At 62.2% G+C, this 12,333-nt stretch carries 9 protein-coding genes; 2 read left to right on the forward strand and 7 right to left on the reverse strand.

Annotated elements, in window-relative coordinates:
* Positions 1-1,716, reverse strand: a 1,716-nt coding sequence (locus tag Rhe02_RS41475) for a hypothetical protein (RefSeq protein ID WP_203914004.1), incomplete at its 3' end; no start/stop codon positions are given.
* A 493-nt stretch (positions 1,717-2,209) separates the two neighbouring features.
* Here Rhe02_RS41475 and Rhe02_RS41480 point away from each other — a divergent pair.
* Together Rhe02_RS41480 and Rhe02_RS41485 are read left to right on the forward strand one after the other, a co-directional pair.
* Positions 2,210-2,962 carry a GAF domain-containing protein gene (locus Rhe02_RS41480; protein WP_203914005.1) on the forward strand — a complete coding sequence of 251 codons (753 nt, stop codon included), beginning with the start codon at positions 2,210-2,212 and terminating at the stop codon, positions 2,960-2,962.
* Positions 2,963-3,016: 54 nt separating this feature from the next.
* Positions 3,017-3,202, forward strand: coding sequence for a hypothetical protein (locus tag Rhe02_RS41485; protein ID WP_203914006.1), 186 nt, complete (start codon positions 3,017-3,019; stop codon positions 3,200-3,202).
* Between the two features lie 235 nt (positions 3,203-3,437).
* On the opposite strand, the gene Rhe02_RS41490 is transcribed toward Rhe02_RS41485, so the two are convergent.
* From Rhe02_RS41490 to Rhe02_RS41515, 6 genes are all read right to left on the reverse strand, one after another.
* Positions 3,438-6,575 carry a type I restriction endonuclease subunit R gene (locus Rhe02_RS41490; RefSeq protein WP_203914007.1) on the reverse strand — a complete coding sequence of 1,046 codons (3,138 nt, stop codon included), beginning with the start codon at positions 6,573-6,575 and terminating at the stop codon, positions 3,438-3,440.
* The gene (locus Rhe02_RS41495) at positions 6,575-7,816 is read right to left on the reverse strand and encodes a restriction endonuclease subunit S (RefSeq protein WP_203914008.1); all 1,242 of its coding nucleotides are present in this window, start codon (positions 7,814-7,816) and stop codon (positions 6,575-6,577) included. Before Rhe02_RS41495 ends, Rhe02_RS41490 begins: the two co-directional genes overlap by 1 nt.
* Complete coding sequence (locus tag Rhe02_RS41500; RefSeq protein ID WP_203914009.1) at positions 7,813-9,558, reverse strand: type I restriction-modification system subunit M; 1,746 nt, start codon at positions 9,556-9,558, stop codon at positions 7,813-7,815. Before Rhe02_RS41500 ends, Rhe02_RS41495 begins: the two co-directional genes overlap by 4 nt.
* A 386-nt stretch (positions 9,559-9,944) precedes the next feature.
* A complete protein-coding gene (locus Rhe02_RS41505; RefSeq protein WP_203914010.1) occupies positions 9,945-10,172 on the reverse strand; it encodes a hypothetical protein in 228 nt (75 codons plus the stop codon).
* A gap of 322 nt (positions 10,173-10,494) precedes the next feature.
* A complete protein-coding gene (locus tag Rhe02_RS41510) occupies positions 10,495-10,701 on the reverse strand; it encodes a hypothetical protein (protein WP_203914011.1) in 207 nt (68 codons plus the stop codon).
* A gap of 170 nt (positions 10,702-10,871) precedes the next feature.
* Positions 10,872-12,128 (reverse strand): NsdA family TPR-like regulatory protein, encoded by a 1,257-nt coding sequence (locus Rhe02_RS41515; RefSeq protein WP_239124389.1) that lies wholly within the window; start codon positions 12,126-12,128, stop codon positions 10,872-10,874.
* Positions 12,129-12,333: the final 205 nt, after the last annotated feature.

The following is a 12,333-nucleotide window of genomic DNA, read 5'->3' on the forward strand; positions in this document are numbered from 1 at the left end:
GGCTTCCTCGGCGGCAGCCAGGCCCTCAGCCCGCCTACCCACCTCACCCAAGCGAACCGCATGTGTGGTGAGCCACCCGGCGCGTCCAGCGCGATCGAGGTCCTTCTGCGCGGTGATGGCTGTGGTGAGTGCGACGGCAACCTGGGCCAGTTCCAGCGACGGGTACGGGACTAGCCTGGCGAGCTCGGTCAGCTGCTCCGGTGCAATGTCGCCGGGTAGCTGCGCGACCAGCCGTGCGGTGTACAGGCGCGGAAACTGGCTCGCAACAGTGATTACGCCGTGGGTCATCGAGGCCAGCGACGCGCCCAGCACGACATCGACGAGAATCAGCAGGTGGGGGTGGTGGTCGCTGGCCCTGCCGATGACTGTCAGCGCCTGTACTGCTTCGCGGGGATCGATTCCGGCGAACATAGTTCGTATCTGCTGCAGGTCACATGCGGTCAGCAGTTGGGCGATGAGGTGCTCGGCCAGTAGGTCCGGCTGTAGCAGTCCCAAGCTTTCCGGCTGTTGGGTGTCGGGGTAGAGCGCCGCAAGCCAACGGGCCCAACGCTGTTTGATGGCCTGGTCGGCGATGGCGGCTAAACATGGTGTGCGGTGCACCAGCTCGAGCGCTTCGGCGTTGTTAGCCGCGCCGAATAAGCAGGCAACGGCGGTCAGCTGCCACAGCGGTAGGTCGGCGTCTGTGGCCTCATCAGGGTCTGCTGCGCCGATCAGCGGCGGATGGGTGCTCGTGGCGCGTCGACGCCAGTAGCGGGCTTCGTGCCGCAGCACTTCGTCGATGACATCGGCTCTGGTGTCCACGGTGGACGGCGCGGACCCGAGCACGGCCGTTAGCGCGTACGCGTGCAGCTGTAACAGTGACAACCCTTCGGGATGCCTGGGTGTCGGCATCGATGCGGGAAGGGGTTGGCGCAGTTTGGCGGCGAACGCCTTCGCCGCTTCGCCCATGATTGTCTCTGGCGGGCGATCGTCGGCGTGCGCGGGCAACTCGATCACGCCGCCTGGCGCGACGATGACAGACTCCACCAGGGCCTGGTCACCCTCCGCAAAGCGGCCAAGCTGGGTCCACCACGGGCCAACCCGTCTGGCGATCAGAAGCAACCGCACGCGGGCATCATCGCGACGATCCTGGCGTGCCACGGCCGCAACCAGACCAGCCAACTGGCGGGCAGCTCGGGCTTCGGCGTAGTCCACAATCACCAGCAGACGCTTCTCCACCCGATCATCCAAAATGGCCGCCGCTACCTGCGCTTCACTGTCTTCCTTGACCGGCCAGACCTGCCACCGTTTGCGCCGGGCGGCGAACTCGCCGACAAGGCGCGTCTTACCGAAGCCGCCCGGTGCCACCACCAGCCGCACCGGCATCGCCTGGTCCTGGTCGCACCACGCGGTCAATTTCTTGAGCTGTTCGAGCCGGCCGGCAAACGGCACCACCCGGTTGGCCGGGCGAAGCAACCACACCACAGACTCATCTGGCTCGGCCACCTGCCACGCCGCCCCAGCCCTGATCGCCGCCCGCCGCTTCGCACGCCATCCGGCGAGCCAGTCGAACAACAACGGGCCGAACCCGCCCAGCACCGTGGCGACTGTGCCAAGGCTCACCAGCCATATCGGCTGCCCACCAGCGATCGCGGACCAGCCAGCCAACGCGGCCACCACCGCCACGGCCACACCCACCGCCAGCCGCCACCGCCAGCCACGCCACCACTGCCTCACGCCGCGCAATATAGCCACCCATCGCCAACGATCAGTATTGGCGAAGTCGACGTAGTTCGGCCCGGCTCAGTGGATGGACCTTGGCCCGTACAACCTCCTTGGCGACCGTGAGTACCACGATGTCAACGACACACGAACGCAAAGACACCAAAGAACCAACAAGATCAGTCTAGTAAAGATCGTCTAGCTCTGCGTTACGCGTCATCTGAAGCAGATCTGTAACGCTTCAAAAGGAGCCTGACAATCAACCACAGACATCACAGACAGCCGCTGAGATCGATCAGGCAGCATGAGCTCGACAACACAGGCCGGACCAAGTGCCGGTTGAGCGCGTAATGCTCTTTGGGACGGCTTGAGATCCGAGTTCACGCCAAAATACATAACGACGGTCTACCCTGGAGACATAGTCTCTACACAGGTTGTCCGCCGACCTGGTTGGGTGGCTCCAATGGTTGCCGATATTATGTCGCGCCTTCGAGGGTGGGACAGACTCATGAATCTATTGGGCAACTTTAAAATTCTTGCAGTTGCTCAAGCCCTCCTGATCGCCGGTACGGTGAGCCTTTCACACCTTACCGGGATTTGGTTCGTACTAGCGCTTATTGCGGTCGTCATGTTAGCCGCTTGGACAGTGTTTGCCACTTTGGCTGGTCGTGCTCGGTTTGGCAATATGGACAGGATCGCCAGATATTACACTCAGGCCTTGAATACGAATGGTCTACCCGTATGCCGTTCGCTGGGAATGCTGGCGATGTCTGAGCCCTCCGATAGCAAAGTCCATCTAAAGTCTCTCCAGCACCGCATTCTAACTGCTGCAGCTAGGTCAAGCGGTAAGCAATCAAGAAACAATCGCGCCTCAATCTATGTGTTCGATGACACGAGGGGGGCCTTATCGCTGGCTGAACAAGAAGGTAGAGAGGAGAACGCGATTCGATCTGCAATCAGTCCAGCTGATACAGAACCCGATCGGCAGATGATCGAATTCGCACGAAGCTCTCGCAAGGCGCACATTGGCCGCCAACGCGATGGCGATGATGAATATGCGGGCATCGATCCCAGCGACAGATCCTTCACGTCGTTCGTAATTGTTCCGATTTTTGCCGGTAACGAGCACTTTGGCTTATTAATTGTCGATTCTCCAAGAAGTGACAATTTCACGCTTGGAGGAGACGACGGGCTACTCTTGATGACAGCGCAGATCATGGCTGTGGGAATGGCAATGGCCAGGAGGTCAGTTGCGGTGTAGAGTCCACGATCCCATCGATTGTCAATCGCAAGCCGATCCAACGAGGTGAATGCAATGGATGTTCGCAATGAAGTCCGCCATGGCCAGAAGGTGATAGATCGCCCTCTGCGCGACAAAGATCTTTCGGAGTTGGCTGACGGTTTGCTTGACGGGACTATCGACGAGGATTCTTACTACGAGGAACTCGACAGGCGTACGCCGGAAATGCTTGAGTTGCTCTCTCGTTCATTTGACAAATAGTCCGGCGACTATTCGCTTTTGTTCTATTGCACATGACGCCGACTGTGGGAATGTTATCGGGTTGCGTCCGTTGTCCTATCTTGACGGATAGCTCCAGGACTGATCTGTCCCGCGATATATCAATGCTTTCCTCCGTGGCGAAGGCCGGTCGAACCTCGTTCGCCGATTGATGGTGGTGTTGCGGTCGTATTAGCTATCGGCCTGTATCGCGCGGTCCCATTCCGCGGGCGGCCTCTCACACGTCCGTCCGCTGATCGATCGCTGCCTCGTAGAAGGCGTCCGCGAGGGCCACCATGACACCCCTGATGCCAGTACCGTCGCTGAAGAAGTAGTCGGCCATGGTGTTGTGGGCTGCCTGGTTGTCGATGACAGCCTCGGTGACTGCCGCTTGGAAGTCTTGCGACTCCATGAACTGCTTCTTCGAGTTCACCTTGGTCTGGTTGACCAGGTCCGGGTAGGCAAGTAGCCGCTGTACCAGTCCCTGCACGAACTCACGGACCTGAGACGCGGAGAACGACTCGGCGCCGAAGAGGTCATTCATCTTGTCGATGACGACCTGCAGTGCGACGTACTTCGGCTCCTTCCGGGTGCCGGTGCCCGCGGCGCCGATGCCCTTGAGTTCGCCGTCACCGGTCAGCGAGATGTCGACCGCGACGCCCTTGTTGTGCTTGACCCCGACCAGGACCACGTCGGAAAGGTCGACCTCCGCGGCCCAGGAGGAGTCTGCGATGACCTTCTCCAGGAGCCGCAGGAAGATCGACAACATCTCCATGGACGGGTCGCCGTAGTCGACGATCTGGCTCATGAAGTCGTAGAGCCGGACGTAGGTGGAGACGTCCTTGCGGAACAGGTCGAGGGTGTTGAGGGTGACTTTGTCGTCGGCCTCGATCGCCGCCGCGTATCGGCGGGCGAAGTTGTTCTTGGCCGGGCCGATCGCGGCCGAGAGCGCGTTGTTGCCTTTGCGGGTGACCCACAGTTCGGCGACCTCGCGCACCTGTTCTGGCGTGTAGATCCCGGCCTGGGCGAGCTTGGTGGCGAGGTGGACGACGACGTACGGGTCGGTCTCGGTTTCCAGGGTGGCATTGGTGAAGTACGGCTCAAACGCAGCCCTGATGTCCTCAGGCTTGTTCACGAAGTCGATGACGAACGTCTTGCGCTTCTGCTCCCCGCCCACAGTGCGATGGGTGCGGTTGAGCCGGGATAGCGTCTGCACAGCAGTGACCCCGGATAGCTTCTTGTCGACGTACATCGCCGAGAGCAACGGCTGGTCGAACCCTGTCTGGAACTTGTTGGCGACCAGCATGATCTTGTAGGTCGCGCCCTTGAAGGCGGCAGCCAGGTCCGAGCCAGCGCCGGGGTTCAAGTTGGCCTCGGTGAACTCGTCGTCCTTGCTCGGCTGCGGCCCCCAGTCCGAAGCCCACTCCTCGTCGTCGGCCATCGTCACCGAGCCAGAGAAGGCGACCAGGGTGCCGTAGTTGTACGAGGCGTCCTTGGCGGCCCGCTTGGCGATGTAGGCGTCGATCGCTTTCTTGTACTTCACTGCGGCCTTGCGCGAGTCGGTCACGACCATCGCCTTCGCCTTGCCCTCCAGCAGATGGGCGACGTTGGTGTGGAAGTGCTCGACGATGATCTGTACTTTCTGGCTGATGTTGGTCGGGTGCAGCTTCACCCACCGCATCAGCCCCTTACGAGCCGCGGCCTCCTCCACCACATCGTTGCCGTCGCCGCTTTCGGCCCGGCCGGCGATCTTCAGGGCGGTGTCGTAGGACTGGTAGCCCCTGAGCACGTCGAGGATGTAACCCTCCTCGATCGCCTGCCGCATCGAGTAGAGGTGGAACTCGACCGGCTTCCCGTCGGGACCCTTGCGGCCGAAGAGCTTCAGGGTCTTGTTCTTCGGCGTCGCCGTGAACGCGAAGTAGGAGATGTTCTCCGACGCTGCCCGCTCGGTCATCTCCGAGGCCAGGATCGCCTCGACGTCGACCGCGCCGCCCTCCTCGATCTCCTTGACCTCCTCGGCGGTCAGTACAGCCTTGAGCTTGGAGGAGATCTGCCCGGACTGCGACGAGTGCGCCTCGTCTGCGATCACCGCGAACCGCCGCCCCTTCAGCGATGAGTCGGCCCGGATCTCGTCGAGGGCGAACGGAAAGGTTTGCACCGTCACCGCGATGATCAGCTCCCCGTTCTTCAAGGCGGTCGCCAGCAGCCCGGATTTCGACTTCGCCCCCGCCTTTCGGACGTCCTCCGGGCTGATCGTGGCCACGATCCTCCCTGACCCGTCGATCTGCCGGATTGCCTCTTGGAGCTGCCCGTCGAGTACGTTGCGATCCACGACCACGATCACCGAGTCGAAGACCTTCTCGTCGTTCACGTGCAGCCGCGCTAGCCGGTGCGCGGTCCAGGCGATGGTGTTCGTCTTCCCCGACCCTGCCGAGTGCTCGATCAGGTAGCGCTGCCCCACCCCCTCCTCGCGCACTGCGGCCACGACATTCGTCACGGCCTCCCACTGGTGGAACCGTGGGAAAAGCATGCTCGTACGCCGCGCCGAGGTGCCGGTCGCGACATCCCACTCCTCCTTGGTCTCCACGATCATCAGCCGGCCGACGATGTTGAGCCAGGCGTGCTTCTCCCAGACCCGCTCCCACAGGTAGGCCGTCGCCGACTGCCCGCCCTCACCCAGGGGATTCCCCGCGCCATTCTCGCGGCCCATGTTGAACGGCAGAAAATGGGTCTTCTCGCCCTCTAACTTGGTGGTCATCGCGGCCAGGTCGTTGGAGACCGCAAAATGGACCAGCGCCCGATGCCCGAACGACAACAGCGGCTCCGGCCGCCCGTTGGTCAGCGGAAGCCGATTCTTGCGGTACTGGTTGATTGCCACATCGAGAGACTGCGTGAAGTCGGTCTTCAGCTCGACGCTGGCGACCGGGAGCCCATTGATGAAGAAGACCAGGTCAATGCTGCGCTGGTCAGCGGTGGAGAAGTGGACCTGCCGCATCACCCGCACCCGCATCGCCGCATACTGCTCATTGGTGGTCGCATTCAGGCTGGTCTCGGGACGGAACTGCGCCATCTTCAACCGGCCACCACCGATGTACTGCACCCCGTTGCGCAGGATGCTCAGCGTCCCGCCGCCATGTTCCAGCGGCTTATCGAGCGCCGTCGTCAGCACGTCGAGCAACTTCGCCTGCGACCCCGCAGCCTTCAAAGCCTTCTCGTACGCCAACTGCTGGGTCCCTTCCAGCCAGGCGAACAGGTCCTCGGGGAACAACGCCCGCTCACGGTCGTAACCGGTGTCGTTTGGCGAGTAGAGCCACCCGTAAGACTCTAGGTACGTGCAGATCTCGAGCTCGAAGACGACCTCGTGGTGATCAGCCATTACGCTGTCTCCAGCACGTCGATCTGCCCCGTCACCGCCGCTGTGATGAGCGCCGCACGGCGCTCGCGGGCCAGCTCGATGAAGCGCGCCGACTCAGCGATAAGCAAGTCGATTTTCGAGGTCCGCTCATCGAGGGAAGCAGCGATTCTTCGCTGTACATCGATCGATGGGAGCGGGATTGGTGTCCGCGCCAAGGTGCCAAGATTCAGGCGGCGGAACGTTGCCCCCATGATCTGGTGGTCCCAGTATTCAGAGGTTTGTCGTGACAGCAAGGCCCAGACAACGAACCGCGTGTCCACCAGGTCCGGTCGTAGCGCCACCCGCACTGTGTCTTGCGTCAGATTCGCGCCAGTCAGGTCGTCCGACACAACGGCGACCTTCCCGTACGCCGGTCCAATCGAAACGACAACGTCTCCGCCGACGAGAACTGATCTCTGGTAAACGCTCGCAATCTCAGGTGTCGTCGTTCGCAAGGTGTCCAGCTTCGGCGATACGCCCTCACCAGTGATGTCTGAGGGGCCGATGTAGGCAACCCCACCATCGACCGGCTCGCCGCATTGAAGAATCCCATAGGTCATGGGCCTATCGCTGTCAACGAGCCGCCGGAGGCGGCTCATCTCGTGGCCGTTCAACGCCTCTGCGACCGTAGCGACCCGCCGCTCTTGCAGCATCCCAACCAGTACCTGCTGCTCCTCGATGAGCATGTCGATGCGGGCGATCTCGCGGTCGAGGTAAGCAGCGATGGCACGCTGCTCCTCCAGCGGTGGCACCACGATCTGAAGCGTCGCGGCATCCTTCTGATAGATAGTCTGATGAGTCGAGCCCATGTTGAGCGATTTGAACTCGGCGGTCATCGACCTGAACTGGTAGTTCAGGTACTCGGGGAGTAACTCGGTCCCACACACCCAGTTCCAGAAGTCCTGGCTGGTCGCCATAGGCCTCGACATGATGCCCGAGAAGCCAACCGAGGCCGTCCGCGATAGGACCACGGTGCCAGCGGGGAGTAACTCCGCAGCGGAATTGGCTAAGCCCAGCTCATTGATCTTATTCGCGGTGTCGCCGAGATAGATCTGCTTACCGTCACGCAATTGCCACACGTCGGCGAGCGTGAACCACGGGATGTCGGTGTTCTCCCAGTAAGCCGACACCGAGCGGCTCGGCGTGTGACCGCTCTTCATCTGGGCGAATCTACGAATGTTGCCGGTCTTCCAGTGGCTTGGAACAGCGGCGGTGTGCGTCACTGCTCCACCTCTCGCAGCAAGTCAAGGATCTTGGCGACCTGCTTCTCCAGGTCGGCGTCGATCTCGGCGAGGGGACGTGGTGGAACGTACTTGTAGAAGTGGCGGGTGAAGGGGATCTCGTAGCCGGTTTTGACCTTTAGCCAGTCAATCCAGGCGTCCGGGACGTGCGGCTTCACCTCGGCGTCGAAGTACGCCTGGATGACCTCGACCTTGCCGGCCACACCGGTCGTCGAGCCACCGTAGGTGAATGGGACACTCTCGGTGTCACGCTTCTTCGGGTCCGCGCAGGGCTTGCCCTTGCGGTCGACTACTGGGTTGCCGAACTCGTCGAGGAGAGGGCGCTCGACGGTGATGGTCCAGTAACCGAACTCATCGTTGCGTAGCACCTTCGAAAGGTCTGGGTCGGCGTCGGTGAAGTCGGCGTACAAGCGGAGCACCTTGGCACGGTCGACGTCGCTGAGTTGGCGGTTCTTGGCACCAAGGTTCTTGCGCATCTTGGTCCAGAACGACGTGCCGTCGATCAGCTGGACTAGACCTTCGCGGTCGGGGTGTTTGGTGTTGTCGAGGATCCAGATGTAGGTGGCGATGCCGGTGTTGAAGAACATGTTGGTCGGCAGCGCGACGATGGCATCGACCAGGTCATTCTCCAGCAGCCACTTGCGGATGTTGGAGGGGCCTGACTCGGCGGCGCCGTTGAACAGCGGCGAGCCGTTCATGACGATGCCGACCCGGCCGCCGCCGTCCTCCGGCGCTCGCATCTTGTGGGCCAGGTGGAGCAGGAAGAGCATCTGTCCGTCCGAGGTCGCCGGCAGGCCGGGGGCGAAACGGCCGTAGGGGCCGGCTTCGTCGCGCTCTTTCGTGACTGCCTTGCCGTACTGCTTCCAGTCGACGCCGTAGGGCGGGTTGGACATGCAGAAGTCGAACTTGCGGCCCTTGAACGCATCGTCGGTGAGCGTGTTGCCGAAGGCGATGTTGGTCGCATCGTGGCCCTTGGCCAGCAAGTCGGACTTGCAGATTGCGTACGACTGCGGGTTGTACTCCTGCCCGTACAGGCTCAGTTTCGCGTCGGGGTTCTGCGCGAGCAGGTGTTCCTCGGCCAGGGAGAGCATGCCGCCGGTGCCCGCCGTGGGGTCGTACAGCGCGCGAACGATGCCGGCCTCGGTCAGGTCGGCGTCCTTCTCGGCGAAGAGCAGGTCGACAAGCAGCCGGATCGCGTCACGCGGGGTGTAGTGGTCACCGGAGGTCTCGTTCGCGGCCTCGTTGAACTTACGGATGATGTACTCGAACGCATCGCCCATGTCGGCGTTGGAGACGACGTCCGGATGCAGGTCGACGGCCTTGAAGGACGTGATGACCTCACGCAGCAGCTCCGCCTTCTCCAGGGCGAGGATCTCCTTCTTGAAGTCGAAGTACTGGAATACGTCGACATCGGGCGAGAATCGGTCGATGTAGTCGGCCAGGTTGTCCGCCAGCCCATCGGCGTCAGCCAGCAGGTTGGCGAAAGAGTAGTTCGAGGTGTTGTAGAACGGCCTGCCGGTCGCCTTCTTGACCTCGATCTTGAGCCGGTTGGGGTTGTCGTACTTCGCCGCCAGCGCGCGCACTGTCTCCCGGTCGGGCTCGAGGATGCAGTCGAGGCGTCGCAGGATTGTAAGCGGGAGGATCACGTTGCCGTACTGGTTGGGCCGGTAGGGCCCCCGAAGCTGGTCGGCGATCGACCAGATGAAACTACCGAGGGCGCTCACAAGGCTCCTTACGAAATTCACTCGACAACAGGTTGGACGCTCAGCGCGAGCCCGTGCGTGCAGTCCGAGCAGGCGGCGGGGCACAGTCTGCGGCAGCCAGTGCGTCAGAAGACATCATCGCGCATCACGGCACCCCACGTGCAACGAGGCTGGCGGCAGCGACCGGCTCAGCGAATCCGTCGCAGTCGGTGTCCTCGCCGTGATCATCCCCTTGGCTAGGCTCGGGCTGCGCCAGTCGCACAAGACGTGACAACCAGCCTTTCGGAGACTCCGGCGCAGTCACGAACCGGGGTGAATCGCCCCGGTGCAAGTCGAGGGGTAACTCTTTTGGTTTGCTCTCAGGTGGGCGTGGCGGCAGGCGATGAACTGCCGCGGCTCACTTCCGGTCACCGCGGATTCAAAGGATCGATTCTGATGCGCCGCTTATGCGCTTCGATGTCGGTTACGGAAGCAGCGAACCAGGTCCGGGCTACCGCCAAAGCGCTCTGCCAGTCGCCGTTGTCGTGATCGGAGACCGCCGCGATCTTCCAACGTCCGTCTTCGCTGATCTCCCAGTTGGTGACCCGCCAGGTTGGCGGAACCGGCTGGAGCCGCCGTGTGTTTGTGCTTGTCATGCTCTGATCGCCGCCTTTCAGTGCTGCCCGCCATAGGGCAGAAGTGGTCGGGTGAGCGCCGGGCCAGATCCTGATCTTGAGTGGTGGACTACGTCTGACGTGGCTGCCTATGTCGGGGTGAAGGTGGCTACGGTGACGAACTATCGGAAGCGTGGGCAAACGGCCGAGGCCTGGCGTGGACGGTCGACGGGTGCCGGCCAGAGAGGAATCCGCGGGCTAGGCGGCGATTGCTCCGCCAATAAGGCAGGAACTTTATCCACGAACTTCACCGAGCCGGATTAGCTCGTGGATATCGATTGCGATTGACGACCTACTGTCCCCACTATGGCGTGACGATCATGGCTCCTTCGAGGAGCTTCTTCATTGGCCTGAACATCTGTGTTGTGCGCTCCGCAGTGGCTGCGACGGCATCCTCCCCGTCCTCGTCTGTCGTGACGAGGAGCGTCGTGGCACTCTCTGGGAAGACGTTGACCACAAAGACGGGTCGGTTGCCGTCGTAGCCGGTGATAAGTAATTCCGTGATCTTCATGTGTGAACCCTTCGCACCATGTAACGGGTATCGATGCATAGCTCTTGCCTGGGCACCGGACGTCGGGTAGACGCGTTGATGACACCCACGCCTGATTCAGGGGGTGGAGTGTTGCGGATCAGACCCGGATGAGCGGGACGGAACCACATGGAAGCGCGGGATGCGCTCGACTAGGTGCTGATACCGCCAGCGCTCAGGGCTCGGACCTTCTCGACGAACTCCAGCGCGCTGGGGTCGTTGGCGAACTTTGTTCGCAGGAGGTCGGTCAGTTCACTGGAGACCATGAGCAGGGATGGCAGGGATCTTCGGTCGCCAGAGAGGGCGCGTTCGCCCATGGCGATGGCCTGTTCCAAGTCTCCGGCTCGCGCGGCCAGTACGCCAAGCGTGATGCGAGCTTCGGCGACGCGCATAGGCTTGGATTCGGTGCCGTCCGGCCCAGTTGAAGCCCGGATGACCTGGGTGGCGTAGTGCTCGGCCTTTTTGTCGTCGCCGACGATGCGGTAGCCGTCCATGGCGTAGAAGTCGAATTTGGCGGGGTCGACGACGAAGTGGTGGTTGAGGTTTTCGGGGTAGGGCAGGCCTTCGAGTAGGTCGCGGCCTTGTTCGAGGGCGACTTCGGTTTGGCGGCGGTCGCCCATGCGTGCCCAGGCTTTGGCGCGTTGTCCGGCGAGCTGGACGGCGACGGAGCGGCCTGAGGCGGCGGCTTCGCCTGCTTTGGCGGCGGCGATGACGGAGCGGTAGTCGCCTTGGGTGAGGGCGAACCAGGCCCGCATTTCGTGTGCCCAGCCTTCGATGTCGATGTTGCCGGATTCTTGGCCGAGGCTGAGGGCAGCTTTGCGGGTGGCTTCGGCGTGGCTGCGCCGGCCGGTGTCGTATTCGACGCAGCCGACGAGTAGGGAGACCCAGCCGGCTAGGGAGAGGACTTCGCGGTGTTGGGCGAGGGTGAGGCGCCGGTCGAGTAGGCCGGTGATGCGGCGTAGCCAGGCGCGGCCTTCGATGAGCAGTAGCTCAGAGTCGGCGAAGGGGTATTCGGAGCAGAGGTGGTCCGCGGTGACCTGGAGGGCTTCGAGGGTGGCGGCAGAGACGTCTGACGCCCGGAGGCGGGAGATGATTTCCAGGGTTTCCATGCCGGTGCCCTGGAGGATCTCGTCGTCGGAGACGGTGCCGTGACGGGGGAAGAGGGCCGCGGTGACGTTGCCGAAGGTCTTGGCGAGCAGCCGCTTGTAGAACTCGTCGGGCTCGACATCGCCTGCTTCCCAACGTTTCCAGCTTCGCAACACGTTCGGTTCGTCAGGCAGGGCCGTGTCGGAGTTGGCTTGCAACGCGCGCACAGCTTCGGCTTGGGACCATCCCCGAGCATGACGCTCGGCTCGAATGCGGACTGCCCAAGCTGGCCGGTCGAGATCGCGTGCCAGTTCTTCCTCCATGCGCTCAGTATTTCCCGTATGCCCTGGTGACACGGAAGGGGACAACGGCCTGTCCCCATCGGAACCGGGTCCGTCACCTCGTTGCCACTGTCGGCTCAATCGACGGTACGCGATTCTTGGATCACGCGACAAACAGCTTTAAACGAGCAGGTCGCGGGGCCAAGGAATCGCTAGGCGGGCGTCTTCAGTCATTGAGGATTGTCAA

Source organism: Rhizocola hellebori (genome assembly GCF_016862955.1).
In the GTDB taxonomy this organism is placed as follows: Bacteria; Actinomycetota; Actinomycetes; order Mycobacteriales; family Micromonosporaceae; genus Rhizocola; species Rhizocola hellebori.

Coding starts and splice junctions, on each gene's coding strand:
- Rhe02_RS41480 (WP_203914005.1), top strand. CDS start 2,210: ATGAATCTATTGGGCAACTTTAAAATTCTTGCAGTTGCTCAAGCCCTC.
- Rhe02_RS41485 (WP_203914006.1), top strand. CDS start 3,017: ATGGATGTTCGCAATGAAGTCCGCCATGGCCAGAAGGTGATAGATCGC.
- Rhe02_RS41490 (WP_203914007.1), bottom strand. CDS start 6,575: ATGGCTGATCACCACGAGGTCGTCTTCGAGCTCGAGATCTGCACGTAC.
- Rhe02_RS41505 (WP_203914010.1), bottom strand. CDS start 10,172: ATGACAAGCACAAACACACGGCGGCTCCAGCCGGTTCCGCCAACCTGG.
- Rhe02_RS41510 (WP_203914011.1), bottom strand. CDS start 10,701: ATGAAGATCACGGAATTACTTATCACCGGCTACGACGGCAACCGACCC.
- Rhe02_RS41515 (WP_239124389.1), bottom strand. CDS start 12,128: ATGGAGGAAGAACTGGCACGCGATCTCGACCGGCCAGCTTGGGCAGTC.